General features: G+C 72.9%; 27 protein-coding genes and 1 tRNA gene. 18 read left to right on the top strand and 10 right to left on the bottom strand.

Annotated elements, in window-relative coordinates:
- Positions 1 to 87: 87 nt before the first annotated feature.
- Positions 88 to 164, top strand: a tRNA-Ile gene (locus ACTMS0_RS06275).
- 14 nt (positions 165 to 178) lie between these two features.
- Here ACTMS0_RS06275 and ACTMS0_RS06280 read toward each other — a convergent pair.
- Both ACTMS0_RS06280 and ACTMS0_RS06285 read right to left on the bottom strand, forming a co-directional pair.
- The gene (locus ACTMS0_RS06280) at positions 179 to 340 is read right to left on the bottom strand and encodes a hypothetical protein (protein WP_441154147.1); all 162 of its coding nucleotides are present in this window, start codon (positions 338 to 340) and stop codon (positions 179 to 181) included.
- Between the two features lie 64 nt (positions 341 to 404).
- Positions 405 to 1,265 (bottom strand): DUF4253 domain-containing protein, encoded by an 861-nt coding sequence (locus ACTMS0_RS06285; protein WP_441154149.1) that lies wholly within the window; start codon positions 1,263 to 1,265, stop codon positions 405 to 407.
- Positions 1,266 to 1,497: 232 nt separating this feature from the next.
- On the opposite strand from ACTMS0_RS06285, the gene ACTMS0_RS06290 reads away from it, so the two are divergent.
- The 7 genes from ACTMS0_RS06290 (at position 1,498) to ACTMS0_RS06320 (ending at position 6,969) form a co-directional block, all read left to right on the top strand.
- Positions 1,498 to 2,004, top strand: coding sequence for a hypothetical protein (locus tag ACTMS0_RS06290; RefSeq protein ID WP_441154150.1), 507 nt, complete (start codon positions 1,498 to 1,500; stop codon positions 2,002 to 2,004).
- A 312-nt stretch (positions 2,005 to 2,316) separates the two neighbouring features.
- Positions 2,317 to 2,607 (top strand): hypothetical protein, encoded by a 291-nt coding sequence (locus tag ACTMS0_RS06295; protein WP_441154151.1) that lies wholly within the window; start codon positions 2,317 to 2,319, stop codon positions 2,605 to 2,607.
- Positions 2,608 to 2,736: 129 nt separating this feature from the next.
- Positions 2,737 to 3,015, top strand: coding sequence for a hypothetical protein (locus tag ACTMS0_RS06300; protein WP_441154152.1), 279 nt, complete (start codon positions 2,737 to 2,739; stop codon positions 3,013 to 3,015).
- Between the two features lie 121 nt (positions 3,016 to 3,136).
- Complete coding sequence (locus ACTMS0_RS06305; RefSeq protein WP_441154665.1) at positions 3,137 to 3,541, top strand: Fur family transcriptional regulator; 405 nt, start codon at positions 3,137 to 3,139, stop codon at positions 3,539 to 3,541.
- A 48-nt stretch (positions 3,542 to 3,589) separates the two neighbouring features.
- Positions 3,590 to 5,815 (top strand): catalase/peroxidase HPI, encoded by a 2,226-nt coding sequence (katG, locus tag ACTMS0_RS06310; RefSeq protein WP_441154666.1) that lies wholly within the window; start codon positions 3,590 to 3,592, stop codon positions 5,813 to 5,815.
- A 117-nt stretch (positions 5,816 to 5,932) separates the two neighbouring features.
- Complete coding sequence (locus tag ACTMS0_RS06315; RefSeq protein WP_441154153.1) at positions 5,933 to 6,433, top strand: helix-turn-helix domain-containing protein; 501 nt, start codon at positions 5,933 to 5,935, stop codon at positions 6,431 to 6,433.
- The gene (locus ACTMS0_RS06320; RefSeq protein ID WP_441154154.1) at positions 6,430 to 6,969 is read left to right on the top strand and encodes a DUF6036 family nucleotidyltransferase; all 540 of its coding nucleotides are present in this window, start codon (positions 6,430 to 6,432) and stop codon (positions 6,967 to 6,969) included. Before ACTMS0_RS06315 ends, ACTMS0_RS06320 begins: the two co-directional genes overlap by 4 nt.
- 12 nt (positions 6,970 to 6,981) lie before the next feature.
- Here the strand turns inward: ACTMS0_RS06320 and ACTMS0_RS06325 are convergent, their stop codons facing one another.
- Entirely contained in the window at positions 6,982 to 7,572 is a 591-nt protein-coding gene (locus ACTMS0_RS06325) for a helix-turn-helix domain-containing protein (protein WP_441154155.1), read from the bottom strand.
- A 79-nt stretch (positions 7,573 to 7,651) separates the two neighbouring features.
- Between ACTMS0_RS06325 and ACTMS0_RS06330 the strand changes: the two genes are divergently transcribed.
- From ACTMS0_RS06330 to ACTMS0_RS06340, 3 genes are read left to right on the top strand one after another with little or no spacing between them, the layout of a single operon-like run.
- Complete coding sequence (locus tag ACTMS0_RS06330; protein ID WP_441154156.1) at positions 7,652 to 8,671, top strand: NAD(P)/FAD-dependent oxidoreductase; 1,020 nt, start codon at positions 7,652 to 7,654, stop codon at positions 8,669 to 8,671.
- 17 nt (positions 8,672 to 8,688) lie between these two features.
- Positions 8,689 to 9,000, top strand: a complete 312-nt coding sequence (locus tag ACTMS0_RS06335) for a type II toxin-antitoxin system VapC family toxin (RefSeq protein ID WP_441154157.1) — start codon at positions 8,689 to 8,691, stop codon at positions 8,998 to 9,000.
- 27 nt (positions 9,001 to 9,027) lie between these two features.
- The gene (locus ACTMS0_RS06340; RefSeq protein ID WP_441154158.1) at positions 9,028 to 9,822 is read left to right on the top strand and encodes a class I SAM-dependent methyltransferase; all 795 of its coding nucleotides are present in this window, start codon (positions 9,028 to 9,030) and stop codon (positions 9,820 to 9,822) included.
- Positions 9,823 to 9,927: 105 nt separating this feature from the next.
- On the opposite strand, the gene ACTMS0_RS06345 is transcribed toward ACTMS0_RS06340, so the two are convergent.
- The 4 genes from ACTMS0_RS06345 to ACTMS0_RS06360 form a co-directional block, all read right to left on the bottom strand.
- Positions 9,928 to 12,066 (bottom strand): DUF4153 domain-containing protein, encoded by a 2,139-nt coding sequence (locus tag ACTMS0_RS06345; RefSeq protein ID WP_441154159.1) that lies wholly within the window; start codon positions 12,064 to 12,066, stop codon positions 9,928 to 9,930.
- 84 nt (positions 12,067 to 12,150) lie between these two features.
- Positions 12,151 to 12,855, bottom strand: a complete 705-nt coding sequence (locus ACTMS0_RS06350; RefSeq protein WP_441154160.1) for a dihydrofolate reductase family protein — start codon at positions 12,853 to 12,855, stop codon at positions 12,151 to 12,153.
- 96 nt (positions 12,856 to 12,951) lie between these two features.
- Positions 12,952 to 14,217: an RNA polymerase sigma factor gene (locus ACTMS0_RS06355; RefSeq protein WP_441154161.1), complete on the bottom strand. Its 1,266-nt coding sequence runs from the start codon at positions 14,215 to 14,217 to the stop codon at positions 12,952 to 12,954.
- Entirely contained in the window at positions 14,181 to 14,555 is a 375-nt protein-coding gene (locus ACTMS0_RS06360; RefSeq protein ID WP_441154162.1) for a YciI family protein, read from the bottom strand. The genes ACTMS0_RS06355 and ACTMS0_RS06360 overlap by 37 nt, the downstream gene beginning before the upstream one ends.
- Positions 14,556 to 15,109: 554 nt before the next feature.
- On the opposite strand from ACTMS0_RS06360, the gene ACTMS0_RS06365 reads away from it, so the two are divergent.
- The 4 genes from ACTMS0_RS06365 (at position 15,110) to ACTMS0_RS06380 (ending at position 19,534) form a co-directional block, all read left to right on the top strand.
- On the top strand, positions 15,110 to 15,379 hold the full coding sequence (locus ACTMS0_RS06365; RefSeq protein WP_441154163.1) for a hypothetical protein: 270 nt from the start codon (positions 15,110 to 15,112) through the stop codon (positions 15,377 to 15,379).
- Positions 15,379 to 16,416 carry a hypothetical protein gene (locus tag ACTMS0_RS06370; protein ID WP_441154164.1) on the top strand — a complete coding sequence of 346 codons (1,038 nt, stop codon included), beginning with the start codon at positions 15,379 to 15,381 and terminating at the stop codon, positions 16,414 to 16,416. The genes ACTMS0_RS06365 and ACTMS0_RS06370 overlap by 1 nt, the downstream gene beginning before the upstream one ends.
- Before the next feature lie 183 nt (positions 16,417 to 16,599).
- Complete coding sequence (locus ACTMS0_RS06375) at positions 16,600 to 18,558, top strand: GTP-binding protein (RefSeq protein ID WP_441154165.1); 1,959 nt, start codon at positions 16,600 to 16,602, stop codon at positions 18,556 to 18,558.
- A gap of 46 nt (positions 18,559 to 18,604) precedes the next feature.
- Positions 18,605 to 19,534: an LLM class F420-dependent oxidoreductase gene (locus ACTMS0_RS06380; RefSeq protein WP_441154166.1), complete on the top strand. Its 930-nt coding sequence runs from the start codon at positions 18,605 to 18,607 to the stop codon at positions 19,532 to 19,534.
- 45 nt (positions 19,535 to 19,579) lie between these two features.
- Here the strand turns inward: ACTMS0_RS06380 and ACTMS0_RS06385 are convergent, their stop codons facing one another.
- A complete protein-coding gene (locus ACTMS0_RS06385) occupies positions 19,580 to 19,969 on the bottom strand; it encodes a hypothetical protein (protein ID WP_441154167.1) in 390 nt (129 codons plus the stop codon).
- A gap of 242 nt (positions 19,970 to 20,211) precedes the next feature.
- Here ACTMS0_RS06385 and ACTMS0_RS06390 point away from each other — a divergent pair, with 242 nt between their 5' ends.
- The 3 genes from ACTMS0_RS06390 (at position 20,212) to ACTMS0_RS06400 (ending at position 23,789) form a co-directional block, all read left to right on the top strand.
- Entirely contained in the window at positions 20,212 to 21,456 is a 1,245-nt protein-coding gene (locus tag ACTMS0_RS06390; protein ID WP_441154168.1) for an FAD-binding protein, read from the top strand.
- 112 nt (positions 21,457 to 21,568) lie between these two features.
- Positions 21,569 to 23,068 (top strand): hypothetical protein, encoded by a 1,500-nt coding sequence (locus ACTMS0_RS06395; RefSeq protein WP_441154169.1) that lies wholly within the window; start codon positions 21,569 to 21,571, stop codon positions 23,066 to 23,068.
- A complete protein-coding gene (locus ACTMS0_RS06400) occupies positions 23,061 to 23,789 on the top strand; it encodes an NUDIX hydrolase (RefSeq protein WP_441154170.1) in 729 nt (242 codons plus the stop codon). Before ACTMS0_RS06395 ends, ACTMS0_RS06400 begins: the two co-directional genes overlap by 8 nt.
- Positions 23,790 to 23,856: 67 nt before the next feature.
- Here the strand turns inward: ACTMS0_RS06400 and ACTMS0_RS06405 are convergent, their stop codons facing one another.
- Both ACTMS0_RS06405 and ACTMS0_RS06410 read right to left on the bottom strand, forming a co-directional pair.
- Positions 23,857 to 24,999: a site-2 protease family protein gene (locus tag ACTMS0_RS06405; protein ID WP_441154171.1), complete on the bottom strand. Its 1,143-nt coding sequence runs from the start codon at positions 24,997 to 24,999 to the stop codon at positions 23,857 to 23,859.
- A gap of 170 nt (positions 25,000 to 25,169) precedes the next feature.
- Positions 25,170 to 26,084 carry a L,D-transpeptidase family protein gene (locus ACTMS0_RS06410; RefSeq protein ID WP_441154172.1) on the bottom strand — a complete coding sequence of 305 codons (915 nt, stop codon included), beginning with the start codon at positions 26,082 to 26,084 and terminating at the stop codon, positions 25,170 to 25,172.
- Positions 26,085 to 26,118: the final 34 nt, after the last annotated feature.

Consider the following 26,118-nt stretch of genomic DNA (forward strand, 5'->3'; position numbering starts at 1 on the left):
TGCTGCTGCGCCAGGCGCCGTGAGCGAGGGGAGCCGGTTCGTGCTGGCCGCTGATCAACCGAGCGGGTTACGATCCGGCGCGGTGCCGGGGCGGTAGCTCAGCCGGTTAGAGCAGGGGACTCATAATCCCTCGGTCGCGGGTTCGAGTCCCGCCCGCCCCACCATGCAAAACCCCGGGTCAGCCATGCTGCCGGCGACCCGGACGAACCGCGTCAAGATCCGGACCCACGCCGTCAGTCCGCACTGAGTCCGCAGCAGCACGAGCCGCCGCCCGGTCCAGGCGGTCCGCCACCTGGTCCAGGTCGTCCTCGAACAGGTTCGCGTACACGTCCAGCGTCATCGCCGCCGATGCTCAGTCCGCAGGCGACGGCCGAGCTCGCCGGGTCACGGTCTGGTCGAGTCTGTCAGGGCCGGTTGTGCACGAACCACGCGTCACCGGCGGGCAAGGCAACGGCGACCTCCCACTGGCTCAGGTCGAGGTTCGGGGCGAGCGCCTTGAGCTGGCCGGCCGCGGTCCACGCCTCGTCACCCGGTGCCGGGCGACGACCCACCTGGAACTGCAGCATGGTGCCCCACGACGCGACCAGGCGGGCGTCCCACCGGTGACGCCACTGCGCCAACACCTCGGCGAGCATCCGCTGGTACTCCCGGGTCGGCGCACCGAAGAAGTCCACCCAGTACCCCGAGCTGCGGACGTCGCTGGTGGGCAGCAACATGAGCAGGACGCTGTCAGGCGTGTACCAGTAGTCGGTCTGCGTCACGAACCGCACGCTGCCAAGCACCCGGGCGTACAGGTCGGCGTCGGCGAGCAGCCGATCGTACAGCGCCCGCTCCAGCGCCTGGCTCGGAGTCGGCAGCGCCACATCCGACACCAGGGCCGTCAGGTCCAGGTCGACGCCGGCCATGCCGCGCGCGTAGTACTCGACCTCGCCCTCGTCGACCTCGTCGTCCTCGCTGTTGTGGCGGTAGGCCAGCCAGGGTTCGGAAGACTCGGCCGCCTCGGCGAACGCGCGCAGCTCCGACTCCGACGGACCCGCCTCGGGCTCGGGCCGGATCCTCAGCGTGTCGTGGAAGTCGTCGGTGACCATGACGGGCCGGCGTCCGATGACCGGCACCAGTGCGTCGGCAGCCTGCCAGGCCTCGTGCAGGCGATTGGGGTCGATGTCGGCGACGAGGACAGTGCCCGACGGGCCGTGCCCGATCGGCAGGCTGGCCAGTGGCGTTCCGACGAACGCCGCTTTGATCTGGTCGAGGTCGTTTCGCACGGTGAAAGTGTCTCCGATCGTCGACGCGACGCGGCGTCGAGGTGGGTCCGGGTGCACATCAGGATGCGGCGAGCAACGCATGCAGCATCGCCCAGGTCTGGTCGAGAGGTAGGGCGCTCCACCTTGTCACCCTGGCGCTGGCCCGCTCCACGGTGTGTGGGTCGACGGTGGACGGGACGGCACGAGAGCGGGGCCTCGGTACAGTCACGGCGATTCCGGGGAGGTCACCCACATGGCAGAGGTCGACAAGGCGGTCGAGCGGATCCGGGCGACGCGGGCGTACAGGCTGCTGGTCGTCGGGTACCGCTGCCTGCTCCTCGGGCCGCTCATGCTGGGTCTGACCATCGGCGCGATAGCCCTCTGGTCCCTGAAGCCACCACTGGTCTGGGTCCCGATCGCCATTACGTTCGCGACAGTGTTTGCCGGGGTCGCGGGGGTGTGGGTCGGGCTGATAACCCTGCACTCCCGTCGGCTCATGCCACGCGGCGGCACCAATCGACACGCAGCCCTGATGAGGGCCTGGCGACACGACGTGGTTGCACCGATAAGGCGAACCCGAGGCTGCCCGTGTAGGGCGGCTGTTGCGACGTGTGGATCGAGGTGTTTGGCTCGGCCGGTGAGATCCGATTTCGAGGACTGGGCACGCCGGACGTTTTCACGGTGGAACGCAGTCACCATTGCTTCCACCATCCTTGGCCTTGTCCTGTCCGGGTTGGGGCTCATGATCGGGACCAGGTAGGACCGCCATGCTTCGGTGAGCGTCGTCCGAGTCCGGCCGCGGCGAGCAGTCCGCATCCAGTCCGCAAGAGGTCGAGGGGCGCCGGGGGAGTGGTACGAACCGCGTCAAGATCGGGACCGACGCCGCCAGTCCGCACCGGGCGGCCCGCGTCGGAGCTTCCCCGCCACTACCACGGCACGTGGCGGAGCCGGGCTCGGTCTCACTCGCCTCTCGCCGAACGGCGACCAGCGGCGGATCGCCGACGACCAGGCCCACCGGATCGGTCAGGAATCGAGAAGCACCGGTCGCCGAACCGTAGCTAGCGTGACCGCCGTGGATATCCATCCCACCCGGCACGCCGCCGGGGCCCGGGGTGCTCGTCTTCAGGAGGTCCCGTTGAACTGGAACAAGTGGGTACGGCAGATCCACCGCTGGCTGGCCATTGCCTTTACGGTGACCGTCGTCGTCACCTTCGTCGCCTTGGCACGGGAGGAGCCCGTCGTCTGGGTGTCCTACGTGCCGCTGCTCCCGCTCGCCTTGCTCCTGTTCACCGGTCTGTACCTGTTCGCGCTGCCGTATGCCGCCAAGTGGCGCAGCGGGCGACGCGCCGCTGCCGAGAGATGACCAGGGCGTGCTCGCAGGCCGGCCCGCGCGGGAATCGCCCGTGCGGGTCGCTTGTCCTCCGGGGGTCCGGCATCCACGCGGTCGCGAGGGAGGATGAGACGCGATCGGGTCGGCGGAGAAGGAGCACGCATGTCAACCGAGCCGGAGCCGGGCCTCGTGCCCGAGCACATGCGAACCCGCTACAAGGATGATCAACCGCCGGTAATGGTGACCGTCGACGGGCAGGACTTCCGAATCCGTGAGCGTGCCGAGGAGCCTGGCACGTACGACTTCGACTGGCTCAACGGGCCGCACGACTACGGCTTCGGGATCTCCGGCGGCTCCGCGATGAGCCTGCCCGAGATGAAGGAGGCCATCCGGACCTTCCTGGCCATGATCGATCCCGCCACCGGATACATCGAGGATTAGTAGCCGGGCTGTAGGCGCCACCAGCCGTCGAGGGTGGCGTGATGTCCCACCCACAATCTTGACTCATTCCAGAAAACGAGCCAGACTTCCGGGCGTGGCCACGACCCTGGACGTCCAGCAGATGCTGCGCGGGGCGGCGTTGCGCGTGACCCGTCCTCGGGTGGCGGTGCTGCACGCGGTGCACGCGCACCCGCACGCCGACACGGACTCGATCATCGGCGCCGTACGCCGGGACCTCCCCGACGTGTCCCATCAGGCCGTGTACGACGTGCTGCGCGCGCTGACCGCCGCGGGTCTGGTGCGGCGCATCGAACCGTCCGGCTCGGTGGCCCGGTACGAGTCGCGGATCGGGGACAACCACCACCACGTGGTGTGCCGATCCTGCGGTCTGGTCGCCGACGTCGACTGCGCCGTCGGCGAGGCGCCCTGCCTGACTCCGTCCGACGACAGCGGCTTCTCGATCGACGAGGCCGAGGTCATCTACTGGGGCCGGTGCCCCGACTGTTCCATCGCTGACAATTCCTGATCCCCTGATACGGCACGTCACGGAAGGAATCCCTTGTCCGAGAACCCGATGTCCGAGAACCACGATGCCGTCGTCCATGACGCGAGCGCGGGAAGCGAGTCTCGCTGCCCGGTCGCACACGGACGCGCCCCCCACCCGACCCAGGGCGGCGGCAACCGCGGCTGGTGGCCGAACAGCATCAACCTGAAGATCCTCGCCAAGAACCCCGCCGTGCGGAACCCGCTCGACGAGGAGTTCAACTACGCCGAGGCGTTCAAGGCCCTCGGCCTCGCCGCCGTGAAGCGGGACATCACGGAGGTCCTGACGACCTCGCAGGACTGGTGGCCGGCCGACTACGGCCACTACGGCCCCTTCATGATCCGGATGGCGTGGCACAGCGCGGGCACGTACCGCATCAGCGACGGCCGCGGTGGCGCCGGCGCCGGCATGCAGCGCTTCGCGCCGCTCAACAGCTGGCCGGACAACGCGAACCTCGACAAGGCCCGGCGCCTGCTGTGGCCGGTCAAGAAGAAGTACGGCCAGAGCATCTCCTGGGCCGACCTGATGATCCTCGCCGGCAACGTCGCCCTGGAGTCGATGGGCTTCAAGACCTTCGGTTACGCCGGTGGCCGGCCGGACGTCTGGGAGCCCGAGGAGGACGTCTACTGGGGTCCCGAGACGACCTGGCTCGGTGACGAGCGCTACACCGGCGACCGGGAGCTCGAGAACCCGCTCGCCGCGGTCCAGATGGGCCTCATCTACGTCAACCCGGAGGGCCCGAACGGCAACCCGGACCCGCTCGCCTCGGCCCGCGACATCCGCGAGACGTTCTACCGCATGGGGATGAACGACGAGGAGACGGTCGCGCTGATCGCCGGCGGCCACACCTTCGGCAAGACCCACGGCGCGGGCCCTGCCGACCACGTCGGTCCCGAGCCCGAGGCCGCCCCGATCGAGGAGCAGGGCCTCGGCTGGAAGAGCAGCTTCGGCACCGGCAAGGGGCCGGACACGATCACCAGCGGTCTCGAGGTCACCTGGACCACGACGCCGACCCGGTGGAGCAACAGTTTCTTCGAGATCCTGTTCGGCTACGAGTGGGAGCTGACGAAGAGCCCCGCCGGGGCTCACCAGTGGGTCGCGAAGGACGCCGAAGAGATCATCCCGGATCCGTACGACCCGTCGAAGCGGCGCAAGCCGACGATGCTGACGTCGGACCTGGCGCTCCGCGTCGACCCGATCTACGAGCAGATCTCGCGGCGCTTCCTGGCCAACCCGGACGAGTTCGCGGACGCCTTCGCCCGGGCCTGGTTCAAGCTGACCCACCGCGACATGGGTCCGATCCAGCGCTACCTCGGCCCCGAGGTCCCGACCGAGACGCTGATCTGGCAGGACCCGGTCCCGCCGGTGACGCACGAGTTGGTCGACGCCGAGGACGTCGCCGCTCTCAAGGCGCAGGTGTTCGCCTCGGGGCTGACGGTGTCCCAGCTCGTCTCCACGGCATGGGCGTCGGCCTCGACGTTCCGCGGCGGCGACAAGCGTGGCGGCGCCAACGGGGCGCGGATCCGCCTCGAGCCGCAGAACAGCTGGGAGGTCAACGACCCCGACCAGCTGGCGACGGTGCTGCGCACGCTGGAGGGCATCCAGCAGGCGTTCAACGCCGCGCAGACCGGCGGCAAGCAGATCTCGCTCGCCGACCTCATCGTGCTCGCCGGTGACGCCGCCGTCGAGCAGGCCGCCCGCAACGGCGGGGTCGACGTCGAGGTTCCCTTCACGCCGGGACGTACGGACGCGTCGCAGGAGCAGACCGACGTGGAGTCGTTCGCCGCGATGGAGCCGACTGCGGACGGGTTCCGCAACTACCTCGGCAAGGGCCACCGCCTGCCGGCCGAGTTCCTCCTGGTCGACAAGGCGAACCTGCTGACCCTGAGCGCGCCGGAGATGACGGTCCTCGTCGGCGGTCTCCGCGTCCTGGGTGCGAACTGGCAGCAGTCGCCGCTCGGTGTCCTCACCACGACCCCCGGGTCGCTGACCAACGACTTCTTCGTCAACCTGCTCGACCTGGGCACGACGTGGAAGGCGACGTCCGCGGACGCGACCACCTTCGAGGGCCTTGACCTCGCCACCGGCGAGGTCAGGTGGATCGGCAGCCGGGTCGACCTCGTCTTCGGGTCGAACTCGGAGCTGCGGGCGCTCGCCGAGGTCTACGCGAGCGACGACGCCCGCGAGAAGTTCGTCCGGGACTTCGTCGCGGCGTGGACCAAGGTGATGAACCTGGGCCGGTACGACCTGGTCTGATCTCACCTGTCCCGACGTCCGGGCCGGCCCACCACGGGCCGGCCCGGACGCGCACCTGGCGCGGTTCCCGAGGCACTCGTGGTTGCGTTTTTGGTGCTTGGCTTCCATGCTTGGGGTGTGGTGGATGGAAGCGACCTGCTGACAACGGGCGAGGCGGCGGCGCTGCTGCGCTCGTCGCGTCAACATGTGGTGGACATGTGCGAGCGTGGCCTGCTGCCGTACGTGAAGATCGGAGCCCACCGGCGTCTACGCCGAGCCGATGTCGAGGCGATCCTGCGGCCGGAGCTGACGCGTGACCAGCTCAAGGCGCTGTGGCTGCATCGGGCGGTCGCCGGCCGGCTCGTTCAAGATCCGGAGACGGTCCTGGCGAAGGCGGCGCAGAACCTGGACCGGCTGCTCCACATACATCCGCACGGGATGGCCGCCATGTGGCTGGGGCGATGGCGTGCGGTGCTGGACGCTGGTGTGGAGGCGGTGCTTGAAGCGTTGACTTCGCGCGCGCCGCACGCGATCGAGTTGCGGCAGAATTCGCCGTTCGCGGGTGTGCTACCGGAAGCGGAGCGCCAAGCCGTGCTGGCTGCCTTCGCCGACCGTTGGCGCAGCGAGCGTGCGGCGTGAGACGCGAACAGTTGGAGCATGTTCTGCGGGCCGCCTCTCAGATCGCCGGCGACCCCGACGTACTTGTCATCGGCAGTCAGTCCGTGCTGGGAGCGATCCCTGAGGAGGACCTTCCACCAGCGGCGACGGCCTCGATCGAGGTCGACGTGGCCTTCTTCGACGACCCCGACGACCGGAAAGCCGACCAGGTCGACGGGGCGATCGGTGAGCTGTCCGCGTTCCACGAGACCTTCGGCTACTACGCCCAAGGGGTCAGCGTGTCGACGGCGGTCCTGCCGGAAGGCTGGCGTGATCGCCTTGTCCTGGTCGAGACGTCCAGCACCGCGCCGGGTCGGGGATACCTGCTCGATCCGCACGACTGTGTGGTGTCGAAACTGGTCGCGGGCCGGGAGAAGGATCATGTTTTCGCCAGCGCGCTGATCGAGCACGGGCTCATCGATTCCGTCGTGCTCGCCGAGCGCATCGAGACGGTCGCGGTGTCGGACGCACATCGGCAGCGGCTCCGTAACTGGGTAGCGAGCCAGCGCCGGTCGTAGGCAGGGCTGCACTCACGATTGAGGTGACTGTGTCTTCGGGCGGGCGCGCAGGTGGGCGCGTTCGCCCTGCCGGCCGAAGAGGCTGAGGATCTCCACCGGTTCCGCGTCGGCGGCACCGAACCAGTGCGGCACCCGGGTGTCGAACTCGGCCGCCTCGCCCGGCGTCAGCACCAGGTCGTGCTCCCCGAGGACGAGCCGCAGCCGCCCGTTGAGGACGTAGAGCCACTCGTACCCCTCGTGGGTCTGGGGGTCGGGGTCCGTCTTGCGGGCCGGGATCACCAGCTTGTACGCCTGGATGCCGCCCGCCCGCCGGGACAGCGGCAGCATGGTCATGCCGTGGCGGGTGACCGGGCGCAGGTGGATGCGCGGGTCGCCGGTGGGCGGGGCACCGACCAGTTCGTCGAGCGTGACGCCGTGGGCGCGGGCCAGCGGGAGCAGCAGTTCCAGGGTCGGCCGGCGGGCGCCGGACTCCAGGCGGGAGAGCGTGCTCACCGAGATGTCGGTCTCCGCCGACAGGTCGGCCAGCGTGGTCTCGCGCTGCTTCCGCAGGGCGCGGAGCCGGGGGCCGACTGCGTCGAGGGCCTGGTCCAGGTCGCTGTCCATGCCGCCAGTTTGCCATAACGGCAAGAACATTTGCCGATACGGCCACCACCCCGCAGGGTTGGCGCGGGAGGTGGTCAGGATGACCGATCAGCTGAGGAACGACTACGACGTGGTGGTGGTCGGCGGCGGCGCCGCCGGGTTGAACGGCGCGCTGATGCTCGCCCGGGCCCGCCGAGCGGTGGCGGTGATCGACGCCGGCGCCCCGCGCAACGCGCCGGCCGACGGGGTGCACGGGCTGCTCGCCCGCGAGGGCACGCCGCCGGCCGAGCTGCTGGAGCGGGGCCGGGCCGAGGTGCGGATGTACGGCGGCCACGTGGTGACCGGCGAGGTGGCGGACGCGGTGCGCGACGGTGACGGGTTCGCCGTGGCACTGGCCGACGGGCGGTCGGTGCGGGCGCGTCGGCTGCTCGTGACCACCGGACTGCTGGACGAACTGCCGAACGTCGCGGGACTGCGGGCGCGCTGGGGCCGGGACGTGATCCACTGCCCGTACTGCCACGGATGGGAGGTCCGCGACCGGGCCATCGGCGTGCTGGCCACCGGGCCGATGTCGGTGCACCAGGCGCTGCTGTTCCGCCAGTGGAGCGCCGACGTCACCTACTTCACGCACATGTCCGCCGGGCCGGACGACGAGCAGGCGGAGCAGCTCGCGGCCCGCGGCATCCGGGTGGTGACCGGCACGGTGGCGGCCCTGGACGTCGCCGACGACCGGCTCGTCGGGGTACGGCTCAGCGACGGAACCGTCGTCGAGCGGGACGCGCTGGCGGTCGGGGCGCGGATGGTGGCGCGGGCCGGGTTCCTGGCCGGGCTCGGGCTGCGGCCGGCCGAGCACCCGAGCGGGATGGGCGAGCACATCCCGGCCGACCCGACCGGGCGTACCGACGTACCCGGGGTATGGGTGGCCGGGAACGTCACGGACCTGGCGGCGCAGGTGGGCGCGGCGGCGGCGGGCGGCGCCCTCGCGGCGGCGATGATCAACAGCGACCTGGTCACCGAGGAGACCCGGCGGGCGGTCGCCGTCCGGCGGGAGCGGTTCTCGGCCGAGTCCGAGGCGCGGGTCGCCGACCTGGTGGCGGGGGACCGCCGCCACGGGCTGTGAACACGGAGGAGGGACGGATGCCGGAAGCGTTCGACGCGGCGTACTGGGAGGAGCGCTACCGCGCCCACGGCGGGTCCGGCGTCCGTCCGCCCCACCCGCACCCGCGAGCCCGGGAGGCGGTGGATGCCTTGTCATCGCTTGTCGTCGACAATGTGGACATCGCTCCGCTCCTTCAGCGGATGTGGCAGCTACGAGCGAACGTGTCGGCTTACGACGGCGCCTACGTCGCTGCCGCCGAGTTGCTGTCCTGTCCACTGGTGACCGGCGATGTCCGTTTGACCAAGACCGGCGGCGTGCGGTGCGAGGTCCGTCTCGTCACTCCCCGCTGAAAAGGGCTCCTGGCGTATCGTTCGCACATGGCGGGGCCGGTGTGGGCGGACGGTGGGGCGTACGAGGCGTACGTGGGTCGGTGGAGCCGCCGCGTCGCCGAGGAGTTCCTGAGCTGGCTGGACGTGCCGCCCGGCAGGCGTTGGCTCGACGTGGGCTGCGGCACGGGCGCTCTGGCCTCAACCGTGCTGGCGGTGGCGGATCCCGCGCAGGTCACGGGCATCGACCCGTCCGAGGGCTTCCTGGCCCACGCCAGTTCGACGGTCGGTGACGCGCGGGCCGCTTTCCACGTCGGTGACGCGCGGTCGCTGCCCGTGGCCGACGCCAGTGTCGACGTCGTGGTCAGCGGGCTGGCGTTCAACTTCGTGCCCGAGCCGGAGCGGGCGGCGGCCGAGGTCGCGCGGGTCCTGCGGCCGGGCGGCGTCGCGGCCGCGTACGTCTGGGACTACGCCGAAGGCATGGAGATGATGCGCCACTTCTGGGACGCGGCCTCGGTGCTCGACCCGGCCGCCGCGGAACTGGACGAGGGGCCGCGCTTTCCGGTGTGCCACCCGGATCGGCTGGCTGCGCTGTGGACGAACGCTGGGCTTCGGGACGTGTCCGTCCGGGCCGTCGAGGTGCCGACGGTGTTCGTCGACTTCGACGACTACTGGCAGCCGTTCCTGGGTGGCCAGGGAGCGGCGCCCACCTATGTCACGTCCCTGACCGAGGCGGATCGCGCCGAGCTGGCGGACCTGCTGAACACCCGCCTGCCGGCCGAGCCGGACGGGTCCATCCAGCTCACCGCCCGCGCCTGGGCCGTACGGGGGACTGCGGCGCACTGACCGCCGCGTTCCGTCGAGATCTTGGAAGAAACTGGCCCCTTGAGGGGCCGAAATCTTCCAAGATCTCGACGGGGGCGGGAGGGAGGCGGGGCGGAGGCGGAAGCGTCAGCGGGGGCGGCGGGTCTTCGGCAGGTCGAACTGGTCGGCCGCCCTGCAGTCGCTCGGTCCGCCGATCGCGCCCGGGCCGACCCGCTCCAGAGCCTGCCGCGCGCGCACCCGGCCCAGGTTCCAGGCGTACCAGGGGTCCGCCTCCTCGAGGTCGTCGGCGATCCAGCTCAGGGTGCAGCGGCGCACCGGGTCGGGCAGCTTGGCCAGGGCCGGCGTCGCGTCGGCCGACAGGGCCCGCAGGTACCAGGCGTCGATCTTCCCGGTCGCCTGGTAGCGGGCGATGTTGCGGCCGGCGGCGTAGTCCTCCGGGTTGAGGACGGCCAGGCTGAGCAGCATGACCACGGCCAGCGCCACGGTCGCGCGCGGGATCCAGCCGCCCTTCCAGCGCAGCCCGGCGACGAGGATCATCAGGAAGACGGTGCCGAGCAGCAGCTCGAACGCCATCACGAAGAGGCGTTCGCCGGTGAAGCTGTAGACCTTCTGGTACGTGTACATCCGGGACAGCGCCGAGATCACAATGACGACGCTGAGTGCGCTCAGCGCGCCGAGCAGGACGCGCAGCACGATCCGCTCTGCCCGACTCTCGCGCCGGGCCCAGCGGGCCACGCCGCCGAGCACGGCGAGCGTCAGCAGGGTGACGGCGAGGAGTTGCCAGAAGCCGCTGCGCGCGTACTCGGCGTAGCTGAGCCCGGCCGTGCGCAGCACGTGCCGCTGGCCGCCGAACAGCACGGTGAACTGCACCGCCACGAACCCCGCGAACAGCAGCGTCAGGGCCGCGATGGCCGGCGCCCACTCCACCATGCCCAGGCTGCGACGGGTCGGCCGGTCCACGCTGGACAGGTCCGGCGGCGCGGCGAGCGTCCAGACGGCGGCCACCGCGCAGAGCGCACCGACCGTGGCGAGGAAGATCCAGCGGAAGACGGTGCTGATGCTGACCTCGGGCACGATCACGCTCAGCACCACGGAGAAGGCGCCGTCCGCCGAGGCGAGCAGGGTGCCGAACACGACCAGCGCGGCGACGGTGGCCGCGACCGAGCCGACCACGCGGCGGACCAGCCCCGGATCGGCGCCGGACCGGAAATGGGCCCGCACCCAGGGCAGGCCCCGGAAGGCCGCGGTCGGCCCTGCCACCAGGCTGAACAGGATGGACCGGACGCCCCGGCCACCGATCACGGCGAGGGTCGCGCACCCGAGCGCGCCGAGGACGCAGAACGTCACCAGCCACCAGGCGTTACGGAAGGCCAGCACCGACAGCAGCGCCAGCGCCGCCGCCGCCCAGCCGGCGCGGACCCACCGCTCGGTGCGCGGCAGCTTCGCGACCGCCCGGCGGACCGCGACGACCACACCGACGGTCAGGGCCAGCCAGCCGAGGAACCAGCCGATCCCGGTGCGGCTCAGCGGCACGAAGAACCCCAGCCCGAGGGCGCCGGCGAGGACCGCGGCGGGCACCGCCCGCCCCCGCGCGGGCTTCGGCCCGGGCCAGTGCCGCTCGAACCACGACGGCCCCGGCGGTGCCGGCCGGTAGAAACCACCGGACATCCCGGGGTACGGGGGGACGCCGGGCCGCCCGGGCGCGGCGGCGTACGGCATCGGGTGACCCGGTACGGGTTGGGCGGTCGGTGCGGCGGGACCGGACGCCGCTGACGGGCCGGTTGCCGGCGCGGCGCTGGCCGGGGGAGCGGCGTGCGGTGCCGGCGAACCGGTGGCCGTGGCCGGCACGGTCGACGGCCCGCTGTCGGCCGGCGTCGCGGGGGTCGCGCCCGCCTTCGGGGCGGGCCGGTCGGTGCCGGCTTCCGGTGAACGGTCCCCGGGAGCGGAGTCGCCGCCGTCGGAGGGCGCGACGTCCGGCTGGACGACCGCCACCGCGGCACCGGCCGCCGCCGCGGCACCGGCCGCCGCCGCGGTCGGGCCACCCGTGGCGCCCGCTTCGGAGACCGGTACCAGGGGGATGAAGACCGCGTAGCCGCGGGTGCCGGGTGGGAGGCTGACCGGGATCGCCCACGTGGGCTGGCCCTCGGGCCACGGGAAGGAGCCGGGGGCGTCGGCGGTCGCGGGCGCGGCGAGCAGGTACGACGGGGTGCTCCCGCCGTCGGCGTCGTCGGCGGGCGGTCGGGGCGCCGGTGGCGGCTGGGTCACGGCACTCTCCTTGATCAAAGGTGGGCACACTGTACGGCCCCTCCACCCCGGCCCGCCGCCCCGCCTCCGACGGCGGACGTGGCGTCACGACACGGTGGTGGTGGGGCCGCCGCCGCTGCCGCGGTCGTCCAGCAGGAGGGGCGCGCGGCCGGTGACGGCGTACCGGACGTGGGTCACCTCGGGGGAGTGCACGACCCGGGTCTGCGCCAGCTCGATGCCCTCCTTCTCGCCGAGGCCCAGGTCGGCGTCGAGCAGCCGCAGGCCGGTGCCCAGCACGACCGGCACGATGTGCAGCTCCAGCTCGTCGAGCAGGCCGGCGGCGAGGACCTGCCGGACCAGGCTGCCGCCGCCGGCCACCGCCACGTTCTTCCCTCCGGCGGCGGCGCGGGCCTGCGCGACGGCGCTGGCGAGCCCGTCGGTCACGTACGTGAAGCTGGTGCCGCCGCCGCGCACCAGGGTCTCCCGGGGGCGGTGGGTGACGACGAAGACCGGCGCGCGGAACGGCGGCTCCTCACCCCAGGGCACCTCGCCCCCGTCGGCCATCCGTCGCCCCATCACGTACGCGCCGGCCGCCGCGAAGGTCTCGGCGACGATCTCCGAGTTGGTGTCGTGCGTACCGCCGTCGAAGCCCTGCCGCTCGCGCCACGCCATCGCGTCGGTCACCCACCGGGTGACGCGGAAGAAGCCGGCGGCCTCGGCCGACTCCATCCAGTGGCCGTCGCCGGTGTGGCGGGGGCCGGCGTAGAACCCGTCCAGCGACACGGACAGCTGTGCGGTCACCTTGGTCATCGTCGTCCCTCTCGTCTGCGGACACCTCCTGGTGCCCGTTCACCGAGGGATCGGAGCGGGCGCGGTCCGTTCGACACCACGGCTATGTGACCTGGCTCACATCAGCCGGGCGGCCTGCCGGACGAGGAAGCGTCGCTCGGGCAGGCTGCCGGCGAGCCGGGCGGCCTCCCGCCACGCCCGGGCGGCGGCCTCCCGCTCGCCGGCCCGCTCCAGCAGGTGCGCGCGGACGGCCAGCAGCCGGTGATGCCCCGCGAGCGGCCCGTCCGCCAGCTCGCGCAACAGGTCCAGGCCGGCGGCCGGCCCGCGCACCATGCCCAGCGCGACCGCCCGGTTGAGGGTCACGGCCGGCCCGGGGGCGAGCCGCTCCAGCAGCTCGTACAGACCCAGGATCTGCGGCCAGTCGGTCCCCTCGGCGGACGGTGCCTCCGCGTGCACGGCGGCGATCGCGGCCTGGACCTGGTACGGGCCGACCGGCGCGGTCGACAGCGCGTGGGTCAGCAGCGCGGTGCCCTCGGCGATGGCGGATCGGTCCCAGCGGGTCCGGTCCTGCTCGGCCAGCGGCACCAGCTCGCCGTCCGGCCCGGTACGGGCCGGTCCCCGCGCCTCGGTCAGCAGCATCAACGCGAGCAGGCCGGCCACCTCGCCGTCGGCGGGCAGCCGCCGGTGCAGCCGGCGCGCCAGGCGGACGGCCTGCCGGGTCAGGTCGACCCGGCGGAGCGCGGGCCCGCTGCTGGCCGCGTACCCCTCGTTGAAGATCAGGTAGAGCACGTGGAGGACCACCGCGAGCCGGGGCCCCCGCTCCGGCTCGGGTGGCAGCGCGAAGCGGGCATCCGCCTCCCGCAGCCGCTGCTTGGCCCGCACGATGCGCTGTCCCATCGTCCGCTCCGGCACCAGGAAGGCGGCGGCGATCTCCGGGGTGGTCAGCCCGCCGACCGCCCGCAGCGTCAGCGCCACCTGCGCCGACGGTCCCAGCGCCGGGTGGCAGCAGAGGAACAGCAGTTCCAGCAGGTCGTCGCGGGCCGGCTCGGCGTCCGGCGGCGGCGCGAGCAGTGCGTCGCGGGGCGTCGCGTCCAGGACGGCCTGCTCCCGGCGCTGCCGGGCGGCGTCGGCGCGTACCTGGTCCACGTAGCGGCGGGCGGCCACCGTCCGCAGCCAGCCCGCCGGGTGCTCCGGCACGCCGTCGGCGGTCCAGGTCTCGAACGCCGCGAGCAGGGCCTCCTGCACGGCGTCCTCGGCGCGCGTGAAGTCGCCGTACCGGCGTACCAGGGCGCCGATGACTTGCGGCGCGAGGTCGCGCAGCAGGTCGCCGACCCGGTCGTCGCCGGTCAGAGGTCGCCGCCGGTGCCGGTCATCAGCGGCCACACCTCCAGGCCGCCGCCGCTGCGGCCGCTACCGAACCGCAGGGCCGGGTACGACCGGGCGATCTCCAGCGCCCGCTCCTCGCTGTCGACGTCCACCACGAAGTACGAGCCGACGTACTCCTTCGCCTCCAGGTAGGGGCCGTCGGTGACCACGGGCGCGTCCCCCACCATGCGGACCGACCGGGCCCGGGACACCAGCCCCTGGCTCTCCACCAGCTCGCCGGAGGCGCGCAGCGCCTCGTTGAACGCGTCGACCTCGCCGATCAGCGTGGCCAGGTCACCGGCGGGCAGGCTGTTCCAGATCTCCTCGTTGCCGTAGATCAGCATCAGGTACTTCACCGGAGGTCTCCTCTCAATGCACGTCATCGGGCGTGCCGCAACCAGCTGCGCGACACGACGGTGTCGGATACCGGACAGGACGCCGAGCACCTTGCCGTCGCACTGTTGTAGCAGGTGAGAGGCGTAAGGATGGCGGGCCACATCCCGATCCTCGGGCCCGGCGGGGACAGCACCGTCCCCGCCGACACCGCCGCCACCGAGCACGGCCCCGTCGCCGCGGCGGACCCGGCGTAGCGCACCGCCGATTCCGCCCCACGGGCCGCGCTCCGGTCGACACCCGTCCCGGGCACCCGGGACGGGTGTCGCCTCCGGACACCGACGTCGCCACCTTCGACAGATCTGACCGGCCGCGCCGACGCGGCCGGAACGGCCGCAGCCCACCGCCGTCGCGCGCACGGGGCTGCACAGGTCCAGACTCCACCGGTTGCGGCAGTACCGCCGTCCCCGCCGTCGCACGCGCCCCGGGCGGCTCGCCGTACCCGATGACCAGCCGTCCGGGCACGGACCCGGCGGGGCCGGTCGCCGCCGGTGGACCAGCATGAGAGGAGACGGCTATGGCCGCTCCCACCGCGACCGCCGCCCTGAACGCGGCGGTCTACTCTCCCGGCGACCAGATGACGCTGACCGTGACGTACGGCGACGCCGACACCCGGCCGGTGACCGTCACGGTCGTGGTCACCGACGCCCAGGGCAACAGCAGCGCGCCCGCGCGGGTCACCGCCGTCATCGACCCGCTCACCGTCACCGTCACCGACGATTCCGGCCGCACCTGGACGAAGCTGTCGGACAACGGCGCGGTGGCCGTCTACCGGGCGGTGGCGTGATGCCCCGGGTCACTGTCACGGTGCGCGACAACGGCGGGCGCACCGCCACCGCCACCGCCGACTACACGATCGCCCCGCCGGTGCTGGGCGGCTACTACCTCTCCGGGAATGCCGACCCGACGGCCGACATGGCGGGTGGCAACATCCGCTCGCTGACCCAGTACCGCAGCTTCGCCGACGGCTACCTCTTCCCGGGGTGGAACCGGCCGTGGCTGGTCGACCTTGGCAAGGCCGGGATAAAGATCAACATGGTGCTGGAGCTCAAGCACTACGGCGCCCCGAACACCGACCCGCAGACGTTCACCGTGGACGGCGTGCGGTACACCGTCCCGGCACCCGCGATGACCATCCAGCAGCGACCGGGGACGACCTGGCCCAGGGCGTACGGCTACAGCCAGGTTCTCGCCGGCCAGTGCGACGGGCTGTTCGCGCGGGCGCTGTCGCAGTACCGGACCATGGGCTTCGGGGTGAACATCCAGCTCGCCTCCGAACTGGACACCGACCACGAGTTCGGCACCACCGAGGCGGGCAAGGCGTACACGTGGGCGGAGTCCGACGCCCGCGCGGTGCAGGGCGTCACGTACATCGTCAACTGGTTCAAGGCGCGCGGCCTGCCCGCCGGCACCACCTTCTCGGTGGGGCTCGGCGGCTTCGACCGGGCCTGCTACCAGCGCACCCACCCCGAGGCGCTGATGGCCAAGCTCGACTTCCTCCAGTGGAACGTCTACGCCACCAACGCCACCCACACGGCGCTGGCCCGGTTCCGCCGGACCAAGGACTGGGCGGTCGCCGACCTCGGCCCGGTTGCCCTCTCCCGGCCCGTCCTGATCGCCGAGTGGGGGGTCCGGGCGGCCGAGATCCCCGACCAGGCGGGCTGGATCGCCACCGTCCCGGCGGCCATCGCCGCGCTCAACGCCGAGCGGGGACCCCGGATCGTGCGGACGAACTACTTCAACTCCGGCTGGGGCACGCTCTCGCCGAAGGCCACCGGCCTGGCCGCACTGAAGACCGCGTACGCCAAGCGGCCGTACGTCTGAGGGCCTGGCGCCGGGCCCGGTCGGCCCGGCGCCCGCGTACGCGGAAAATCGGTCGCCCGGCGTACCGGGTTTCTGCCAGCGTGGTCCGCAGAGGGCAGCCACCGACGACGGGAGCAGGGACGATGCGAGGACTCGAAAACTTCCTTCCCATCCGGATGCGAGCTTTCGAGGACCCGTCACTGCATGGAGACCATCAACATCGGCATTCTGGCGCACGTCGACGCCGGTAAGACCAGCCTGACCGAACGCCTGCTCTTCGACACCGGTGTCATCGACCGGCTCGGCAGCGTCGACGCCGGCACCACCCGCACCGACACCGGCGAGATCGAGCGCCGGCGCGGCATCACCATCCGCTCGGCGGTGGTCGCCTTCACAGCCGGCGACCGCCAGGTCAACCTCGTGGACACCCCGGGGCACAGCGACTTCGTCGCCGAGGTGGAACGGGCCCTCGGCGTGCTCGACGGCGCCGTCCTGGTGCTGTCGGCGGTCGAGGGCGTCCAGCCGCACACCCGCGTGCTCATGCGGACCCTGCGGTCGCTGCGGCTGCCGACGCTGCTCTTCGTCAACAAGGTCGACCGTGCCGGTGCCCGCACCGACGCGCTCGTCGCGGAGGTCCGCCGGCTGCTCACCCCCGGCGTGGTGCCGATGGGTACGGTCCGCGGGCCCGGCACGCCGGCGGCCCGCGTCGAGGCGTACGACGAGCGCGATTCCACGGCCGTCGTCGACCGGGCCACCGTGCTGGCCGACCACGACGACGAGCTGCTCGCGGACCTGGTGGAGGAGCGCACTCCCGATCCGGACCGGGTACGCGTCGCCCTGCGGGCGCAGACCGCCGCCGGACTCGCGCACCCGTTGCTGTTCGGCTCGGCGATCACCGGCGCCGGCGTACCGGAACTCGTCGCCGCGCTCGGTGACCTGCTGCCGCCGGCGCCGCCCGCCGAGCCCGACCTGCGGGCCCGGGTGTTCGCCGTCGAGCGCACCGAGCGCGGGGAGAAGGTCGCGCTGGTCCGGTCGTACGGCGGCGAGCTGACCCGGCGGCAGCGGGTCACCGTGCACCGCCGGGAGCCGGACGGGCGGCTCGCCCGGCACCGGGCCCGGGTCACCGGCGTGGCGGTCGTCGGCGCGCCGGACACCGGGGTGCTCACCGCCGGCCGGATCGCCCGGCTTCACGGGTTGCCCGGCGCGCGCATCGGCGACCAGCTCGGCACACCGGAGAACGGCGACGCTGCGGCGCACTTCCCGCCGCCGACCCTGGCGACCGTGGTGCGGGCGCGCCGTCCGGAGCAGGCGGAGGCGCTGCACGCCGCCCTGGTCGACCTCGCCGACGCGGACCCGCTGATCCGCACCCGGCCCGCCCCGGGCGGCGGCACCGGGGTGCTGCTCTACGGCGACGTCCAGCGCGAGGTGCTGGCGGCGACGCTCGCCGAGGCGTACGGGGTCGAGGCGGAGTTCAGCCCCGGTGACCTGCTGCACGTGGAGCGCCCGGTGGGTGTCGGCGAGGCGGCGGAGATCATCGGCAACGGTTTCCTCGCCACGGTCGGCCTGCGGGTCGAGCCGGGGGAGGGGGTGACCTACCGGCTGGCGGTCGAGCTGGGTTCGCTGCCGCTGTCCTTCCACGCGGCGATCGAGGAGACCGTGTTCGCCGCGCTCGACCAGGGCGGACACGGGTGGCCGGTCACCGACGTCGCGGTCGCGCTGACGCACAGCGGGTACTGGTCGCCCGTGAGCACCGCCGGCGACTTCCGGGACCTCACCCCGTACGTGCTGATGCAGGCCCTGGCGCGGGCCGGCACCCGGGTCCACGAGCCGTGCCACCGGTTCGACTGCGAGGTGCCGGGCGACACGCTCGGACCGGTCACGGCGTACCTGGCCCGGGTGGGCGGGCGCGTCGACGGCACCGAGCCCGGCGGCGACAGCTGGCACGTGACCGGCGAGCTGCCGGCCCGGTGCGAGGCGCAGGTCCGTCGGCGGCTGCCCGACCTCACCCGCGGCGAAGGGCTGTGGTCGTCGGTGCCGCACGGGGACCGGCTCGTCGTCGGGGAACCGCCCTGCCGGCCCCGCACCGACGGCAACCCGTTCGACCGGGTCGAGTACACCCGCTTCCTGGCCCAGCGGCAGCTCGCCGCCACGACGGGGAGGTGAGCCGGTCCACGGGCGGGCTCCGGACGGGCTTCCTATGCTCGGGAACATGGAACTGCGGATCTTCACCGAACCCCAGCAGGGCGCCACCTACGACGACCTGCTCGCCGTGGCCCGCCGCGCCGAGGAGACGGGCTTTGCCGCCTTCTTCCGCTCCGACCACTACCTGAAGATGGGCTCGGTGAGTGGCGAGCCGGGCCCGACCGACGCGTGGACCACTCTCGCCGGGCTGGCCCGCGACACCCGGTCGATCCGGCTCGGCACGCTGATGACGGCCGCCACCTTCCGGCTGCCCGGGCCGCTCGCGATCACGGTCGCCCAGGTCGACCAGATGAGCGGCGGCCGGGTCGAGCTGGGCATCGGCACCGGCTGGTACGGCGAGGAGCACACCGCGTACGGGATCCCGTTCCCGTCCCTCGCGGAGCGGTTCGACCGGCTGGAGGAGCAACTCGCCGTCATCACCGGCCTGTGGGAGACCCCGCCGGGCGAGACGTTCGACTTCGCCGGGCGCCACTACCCGGTCAGCGACTCGCCGGCCCTGCCGAAGCCGGTGCAGTCCCCGCGCCCGCCGGTCCTGCTCGGCGGCATGGGCCCGAAGCGCACCCCGCGCCTCGCCGCCCGGTACGCCGACGAGTTCAACCTGCCGTTCGCCTCGATCGAGGACTGCGCCGCCCAGTTCGAGCGGGTCCGTGCCGCCTGCGCCGGCATCGGGCGGGACCCGGCCACGATGACCTGGTCGAACGCGCTCGTGCTGTGCTGCGGCCGCGACGACGCGGAGGTGGCCCGCCGGGCGGCCGCCATCGGCCGGGAGCCGGACGAGCTGCGCGCCAACGGGTTGGCCGGCACCCCCGCGGAGATCGTCGACAAGATCGGCCGGTACGCCGAGGCCGGCAGCCAGCGGGTCTACCTCCAGGTGCTCGACCTCGCCGACCTGGACCACCTGGACCTGGTCGCCAGCGAGGTGCTGCCCAAGGTGTAAGGAAGGGCCCCCTGTTAACGCCTCGGGTAGAGGAGGGGCCCCTTCTTAACGCCCGACCCGGTCGCTGGCGGCGGGGTCGCGGAGCACCGTGTCGAGGCGGCCGTCGCGGTCGCTGTCGACGTACGTGACGTCCGGGACCCCGTCGCCGTCGAGGTCGACCTGCACCACGTCGGCGACGCCGTCCCCGTCCAGGTCGGTGACCACCTCGACCGCACCGTTCAGGTGATGCGTGACGATCGACCGGCCCTCCGCGCGCGGCGGCGGGCCTGGGTGCGGCACCGGCGTGGGTGCGGGCGGTGGCGCCGGAGTCGGCTGCGGCCCGGGCGTCGTGGCCGGCGGGGCGCTCGCCGGCAGCACGCCGACACCGGTCGGGTCGATCTCCTCCTCGGAGGGGAAGACATCGCCGCGCGGGGCGGGATCGCGGTAACTGCTCATCCGCCCAGAGTTCCCCAGCCGCCCGGCTGATAACCGCCCCGGGCCTGGCCCCCCCGCCGCCACCTCCTGCCGATCATGGAGTTGTGGTGCCCGAGCTGTCCCGCTCCGCGGCATCTGTCACCCACCACAACTCCATGATCGACGGCGGCGGGCGGCGGGGTGGGCGGGGTGCGGTTACCGTCGGCGGGCGGCGTGCGGGGGGCACGGGTGGGCCCGGGCGAGGACGGCTGGAGGGGGCGCGGATGGTGGCGCGGCGGAACTGGGCGGGCAACGTGGAGTACGCGGCCCGGCGGTTCCACCGGCCCGGCTCGGTCGACGAGTTGCGCCGGCTGGTGGCGGGCAGCGACCGGCTCCGGGCGATCGGCACCGGGCACTCGTTCAACCGGTTCGGCGACACCGCCGGGGAGCTGGTGTCGCTGGCCGGGCTGCCGCAGGACGTGACGCTGGACCGGGACCGGTCGACCGTCACCGTGCCGGCCGCCCTGCGCTACGGCGATCTCGCCACCGCCCTGCACGCCGACGGGTACGCCGTGGCGAACCTCGCCTCCCTGCCGCACATCTCGGTTGCCGGGGCCGTCGCCACCGGCACCCACGGCTCCGGCGTGCGCAACGGCAACCTGGCCAGCGCCGTCACGGCCCTGGAACTGGTCACCGCCGACGGCCACCTGCGGACCCTCGACCGCGACACGGACGGGGACACCTTCGCCGGCGCCGTGGTCTCCCTCGGCGCGCTGGGTGTGGTCACCCGGGTCACCCTCGACGTGGTGCCGGCGTTCACGCTGTGCCAGTACGTGCGCCTCGGCCTCGCCCGCGAGTCGTTGGACGAGGCGCTGGCCTCCGCGTACAGCGTCAGCGTCTTCACCGACTGGCGTACGCCGCTGCTCCGCGAGGTGTGGGTCAAGCGGCACGCGGAGCTGCCCCCGCCCCCGGCGGACTGGCTCGGGACGACCGCCGCCGACCGGCCCCGGCACCCCGTCGCCGGGCTGTCCGCGGAGCACTGCACGCCGCAGCTCGGAGCCCCCGGGCCCTGGCACGAGCGCCTGCCGCACTTCCGGCTCGGCTTCACCCCGAGCAGCGGGGACGAACTCCAGTCGGAGTACCACGTGCCACGGACCGCCGGGGTCGACGCGCTGGCCGCGCTGGACGAGGTGGCGCACCTGATCGCCCCGGTGCTCCAGGTCTGCGAACTGCGGACGGTCGCCGCCGACCGGCTGTGGCTCAGCCCCAACCACGACCGCGACACCCTCGCGATCCACTTCACCTGGATCGCCGACGGGTCCGCGGTGACTCCCGTGGTGGCGGCCGTGGAGGAGCGGCTCGCACCGTTCACGCCGCGCCCGCACTGGGGCAAGGTGTTCGGCCTGGCACCGGCGGCGGTCGCCGCGGCCTGGCCCCGGTACGCCGACTTCGTCGCCCTGGCGGCACGGCTGGACCCGACCGGCACGTTCCGCACCGAACTGCTCGACCGGTACTTTCCCCGCCCCTGAGCGCCGGCGCCAGCTGTCGGAAAGTCGCCTCGGCCCTTCGTCGGCTTTCCGACCGGACCGGTTCCGTGGTTGCCTCGTGACCGACCTCGACGTCCACAAGGGATGGAGTGACATGACGGACCCCTCCGGCACCGGTCTCCGGCTGACGCCGATCGACAACCGGGCACTGGCCCCGATCACGGTCGTCGCGCAGTGCCTGGACAACCAGTGGGTCAGGCAGGACCTGCTCGCCCGGCTGGTCGCGCGGCGGGAGTCGTACCGGGAGGTGGAGCAGCGCCGCCGCCGCGACGCGCGGGCCGAGTACCTGCGCGCGATCCTCAACGCCGAGCAGGTGGTGGTGAACCGGGCGTACTTCTTCAACAACCCCGTCGTCCACCGGGACTTCACGACGGACGGGCCGCAGCGGGCGGCGTTCCGGGAGCTGCTGGCCGACGGCGTTCTCGTGCCGTTCCTCCTGCGGGAGCGCAGCCTGGCGGCGGAGCCCGGGTTCGGGGTGGACAGCGCGGGCTGGTCGGGCTGGTTGCGGCTGCTGGGCGAGGTGGACGAGGTCCGCTGCCTGCGGCTGTCGTGGGACGACGCGGAGAACGACCGCCTCACCGAGCGCTGCATGTTCGCCGAGTTCCGTCGCTTCCTGCTCCAGCTCGCCGCCTTCGACCTCGAGGAGCTCCGGCGGGACCTTCGGCTGCCGGAGGAGAGCCGCCCGGTGCTGCGCCGGCGGATGCAGGAGGTGACGCTCTGGGCGGTGGAGGCGGAACAGGCCACCCGGGAGGGCTTCTACCGGGAGTTCCTGGTGGAGCCCGGCACGAACCCGGCCGAGGGCCGGTTCCGTTCCGCGCCGCTGGTCGGTCAGCTCAAGCAGCTCGTCGACCTGCGCTACAACACCACACTGCCGGACGCCGTCGACGGGTACGCGCTGATCCCCGCCGACTCCCTGCGCCGCACCGCGATGCAGGAGTACCGGCGGGAGCGGCCGCCGGACCGGAACCTGGACGACCTGCTCACCCTGGTCCGGACGCTGCGGCCGTACGCCTTCGACCTGGCCCAGTTGCCGCTGCGCCTCGACCTGACCGGGCTGGAGCTGCACCACGTCCGGCAGGCCCGGGACACCGACGAGTGGCGGGAGTACGTGGCCGCCCTGCGGGAACTGCTCGCCGAGCCGCTCGACTTCGTCACCCGGGCGCAGCAGGTGTACGACCGCTACGTCGCCCTGGCCCAGCGGCTGGCGGGCATCGTCGGGGAACGGCGCCTGGAGCGGGCGCGGGCATGGGAACCGGTGATCCGGGTGACGGTCGAGGTGCTGGGCAGCACCGTCTCGCTGGTCTTCGACGGTGATCCACGGGTGGAGCTGGTCGGTGACGTGGCCGCCGAGGTCGCCGGGCGGGGCGCCACCGCCGTGGTCCGCTTCGCCGTGGTCAACCGGGACCAGCGCCGCGCCGCCCGAGACCTCGGCACCGGCGTCGACGTTATGCGGGTACACCTCCAACGGGCCGGGGAGGACTGGCGGGAGCTGGTGCGCCGGCTGCAGGAGACGGGATTCCCGGTCACTCCGGGGGATACGGGCCGCGACGACGAGCCGAACATCGACCGGCCGCAGGAGGACGAGGGTGAGTGAATCCTGGAGGCAGTACGTCGAGCTGCGGCGGCGCCAGCCGGAACTCTTCGCGAACCCGCCCGGCTCGGCGGTGGAGATCCTGGACGAGCCGGAGCAGGTGGCGGCCGCGGAACAGGCCCGGGCGGACGTCCTGCGCGCCCGCGGCCTGCCGGCGGAGTGGAGCCGGGCCGGGGTGGTCTACCGGGACGATTACGTGACGCTCGTCCGCGATCCGGTCCGCTTCCCGGGTGGCGTGCTCGGGACGTACCTCCGGTCGCTTCCCAGCAGCGGCGCCGACGGCCTGGTCGTGCTGCCGGTGCTCGACGGCAGCGTCGTGCTGGTGGAGCACTTCCGGCACACCACCCGGCGGTGGCACCTGGAGGCGCCGCGTGGGTTCGGCGAGGCCGGTGTGCCGCCGGAGGAACAGGCGGCGCGGGAGCTGCGCGAGGAGATCGGCGTGGCGCCGGCCCGCCTGGTCGACCTGGGGGTCCTGCATCCGGACACCGGCATCGCGACCAGCATGGTGCGGCTCTACCTGGCCGAGATAGCCGAACTGGGCGACCTCGCCGCCGAGGAGGGCATCCGCGCCGCACGGACGTACCCGGCGGGGCGGGTCGGCGAGCTGATCCGCGACGGCGTGGTCACCGACTCGTTCACCATCGCCGCCTGGACCCGAGCGTGGCTGCGGGGCCTGCTGAGCGGCGGTCCCGGTCCGAGATCGGTCACCGGTACGGGTCGGTGACGGCCCTGTCGGAGCTGTCCGTTCCGGGCGTCCCCGAGCTCCAGGCCCGCCTGGTCGCCTCCCGCCGTTAGCGGTGGCCGGAGGCCATCTGCTGACGCATGCTGCCGCGCTGCACCGCCCGGCTGATGTCGCTCGGCGACACGATGCCCACCAGCCGGCCCTCGACCACCACGAGCGCCCGCCCGTCGGCGCATTCGCTGAGCCGGGGCAGAAGGTCGTTCAGCGACTCGTCGGGGGAGGCGAGCACCAGCTCGTCGGCCTGGCAGGAGACCTCGGCGAGGGTGGTGGCGCCGCGACGGTCGGCCGGGACGTCGCGCACCCGGTCGAGAGTGACCAGCCCGATCGGCCGTCCCTCCTCGGTCAACGGCAGCGCCGAGTGCCGGTACGCGAAGAGGTAGTTGTCGACGAAGTCGGCCACCGTCAGGTCCCCGGAGGCGGTCTGCGGCTGCGGCGTCATCACGTCGGCGACGCGGACGCCGCGCAGGGCGCTGCCCATCCGGGCCTGCCGCTCCTCCATCCCGGCGGCGCCGATGAGGAACCAGCCGATCAGGATCAGCCACAGCCCGCCGAAGCCGGCCCCGGCGAGGAACTGCCAGAAGCCCAGCCCGATCAGCAGGGCACCGAGCACCCAGCCGGCTCGGGCGGACACCAGCGACGCCTTCGTGCGGTCTCCGGTGGCCTTCCAGACCGCCGCCCGCAGCAGGCGCCCGCCGTCGAGCGGGGCGGCGGGCAGGACGTTGAAGACGGCCAGCAGCACGTTGATGCCGGCCAGCCAGGCGAAGGCGCCGAGCAGCAGCCCCTCGGAACCGGCCAGGGCCAGCACCACCGCGATGGCGCCGAAGAACATGCCGATGAGCAGGCTCACCAGCGGCCCGACCCCCGCGATGCGCAGCTCCGCACCCGGGTTGGGCGCCTCGCCCTTCAGCTCGGCCACACCGCCGAAGAGCCACAGCGTGATGCCGCCGACGCCGAGCCCGTTGCGCTTGGCGACCACCGCGTGGGAGACCTCGTGGGCGAGCAGGCCGACGAAGAAGACCACCGCGGCCGCGAGGCCCGCCAGGGCGTACGCGATCCACGGCCGGTCGGGGTACGCGCGCGGGAACTGGTTGGCCGACAGCCCCCACGCGATGAGCACGAAGATGACCAGGACGCTCCAGTTGACTCCGACGGGTACGCCCGCGATCCGGCCAAGCCGGAAACTCGCCCTCATGTTCCGGTCATACCCCCGGAGGCCCCGCCCATGCCAGGGCCGGACGTCATCGGATCACGTTGTCTGACGGCTTCTCCGTGATCCACTCCGTGCGGGCGGCATCGGGGTGTCCGGCGCCCCGGGACGGCGCGATGCCGGCGGCATCGAGTCGATCACGCCTTCGGGGCCCGTCAGGCGGTCGGGAATGGCTCGGGCAGTTGCTCGACCACCACGACCTCGGTGCCGGGGCGTACCTCGGACAGCAGTTCCCGTTGGCCGCTCTTCGTCAGGCGGATGCACCCGTTGGTGGTGTTCCGGCCCAGCTCGCCGTCGTGGTACCAGCTGTGCAGCCCGATGTGCGCGCCGCGCAGCCCGGTCGGCACCGAGTCGGGGTCGTCGGGGACCGCGCCGAGCGCGAAGATGTCCACCCCGCCGTACACCGAGTCGGGTGGCTCGGTGCGGCCGAGGACGAAGGTCCGCCCCAGCGGGGTCTCCTGGCCCCGCTTCCCGAGGCTGACCTGCCACGACCGGACGGCCCGGCCGCCCCGGTACCACGTCAGCCGGTGGTGCTGGCGCTCCACCACGATCTGGTCGCGCAGCGGCACGGTCGTGAAGCCGCCCGCCGGCAGCCAGGCCAGGGTGCGGTTCGCCGAGGGGAGCAGCACGGCCGTCCACCCGGTGCGGCGCTCGACCACGGGCATGGTCAGCTCGACACCGCTGATGGTGGGGGCGAGGAAGGCGATGGGTTTCCCGCCCGGCGCGGTGTAGGCGGCGATCCGCCGGGTCGGGTGCACGCCTTCGGTGAGCGGCGTGGTGTCCAGCGGCTCCGGGTCGGCGGGGAAGCCGCGGGGCGCCGGGTCGTAGTCGACGACCGGCAGGTCGTCCGGCGCGGGTGCCGCGACCGGCACGGTCTCCTCGGGTACGGGGGCCTCGGGGGCCTCGGACTCCTCCGGCGACGGCTGCTCCACGACCGGCTGGGCGGCCGGCGTGGGTTCCGGCTGCGGGGTCAGTCTCCAGCCGGTGATCCCGGCGGTCACCAGCAGCAGGGGTACGCCGACCGCGACGGCGGTCCAGCGGAGGCGAGAGCCGATTCGGTCAAACTGCACGAAACCAGTCTAAGGGGTGTCGTGTTAGGAAGGG

It is taken from the genome of Micromonospora sp. H33 (genome assembly GCF_052068455.1).
Taxonomy (GTDB): domain Bacteria; phylum Actinomycetota; class Actinomycetes; order Mycobacteriales; family Micromonosporaceae; genus Micromonospora.

Bases quoted from the DNA above. Each gene is read 5' to 3' on its own strand.
- ACTMS0_RS06280 (WP_441154147.1), bottom strand. From the start codon at position 340: ATGACGCTGGACGTGTACGCGAACCTGTTCGAGGACGACCTGGACCAG.
- ACTMS0_RS06290 (WP_441154150.1), top strand. From the start codon at position 1,498: ATGGCAGAGGTCGACAAGGCGGTCGAGCGGATCCGGGCGACGCGGGCG.
- ACTMS0_RS06300 (WP_441154152.1), top strand. From the start codon at position 2,737: ATGTCAACCGAGCCGGAGCCGGGCCTCGTGCCCGAGCACATGCGAACC.
- ACTMS0_RS06305 (WP_441154665.1), top strand. From the start codon at position 3,137: ATGCTGCGCGGGGCGGCGTTGCGCGTGACCCGTCCTCGGGTGGCGGTG.
- katG (WP_441154666.1), top strand. From the start codon at position 3,590: ATGTCCGAGAACCACGATGCCGTCGTCCATGACGCGAGCGCGGGAAGC.
- ACTMS0_RS06325 (WP_441154155.1), bottom strand. From the start codon at position 7,572: ATGGACAGCGACCTGGACCAGGCCCTCGACGCAGTCGGCCCCCGGCTC.
- ACTMS0_RS06330 (WP_441154156.1), top strand. From the start codon at position 7,652: ATGACCGATCAGCTGAGGAACGACTACGACGTGGTGGTGGTCGGCGGC.
- ACTMS0_RS06335 (WP_441154157.1), top strand. From the start codon at position 8,689: ATGCCGGAAGCGTTCGACGCGGCGTACTGGGAGGAGCGCTACCGCGCC.
- ACTMS0_RS06340 (WP_441154158.1), top strand. From the start codon at position 9,028: ATGGCGGGGCCGGTGTGGGCGGACGGTGGGGCGTACGAGGCGTACGTG.
- ACTMS0_RS06350 (WP_441154160.1), bottom strand. From the start codon at position 12,855: ATGACCAAGGTGACCGCACAGCTGTCCGTGTCGCTGGACGGGTTCTAC.
- ACTMS0_RS06365 (WP_441154163.1), top strand. From the start codon at position 15,110: ATGGCCGCTCCCACCGCGACCGCCGCCCTGAACGCGGCGGTCTACTCT.
- ACTMS0_RS06370 (WP_441154164.1), top strand. From the start codon at position 15,379: ATGCCCCGGGTCACTGTCACGGTGCGCGACAACGGCGGGCGCACCGCC.
- ACTMS0_RS06375 (WP_441154165.1), top strand. From the start codon at position 16,600: ATGGAGACCATCAACATCGGCATTCTGGCGCACGTCGACGCCGGTAAG.
- ACTMS0_RS06380 (WP_441154166.1), top strand. From the start codon at position 18,605: ATGGAACTGCGGATCTTCACCGAACCCCAGCAGGGCGCCACCTACGAC.
- ACTMS0_RS06385 (WP_441154167.1), bottom strand. From the start codon at position 19,969: ATGAGCAGTTACCGCGATCCCGCCCCGCGCGGCGATGTCTTCCCCTCC.
- ACTMS0_RS06390 (WP_441154168.1), top strand. From the start codon at position 20,212: ATGGTGGCGCGGCGGAACTGGGCGGGCAACGTGGAGTACGCGGCCCGG.
- ACTMS0_RS06395 (WP_441154169.1), top strand. From the start codon at position 21,569: ATGACGGACCCCTCCGGCACCGGTCTCCGGCTGACGCCGATCGACAAC.
- ACTMS0_RS06405 (WP_441154171.1), bottom strand. From the start codon at position 24,999: ATGAGGGCGAGTTTCCGGCTTGGCCGGATCGCGGGCGTACCCGTCGGA.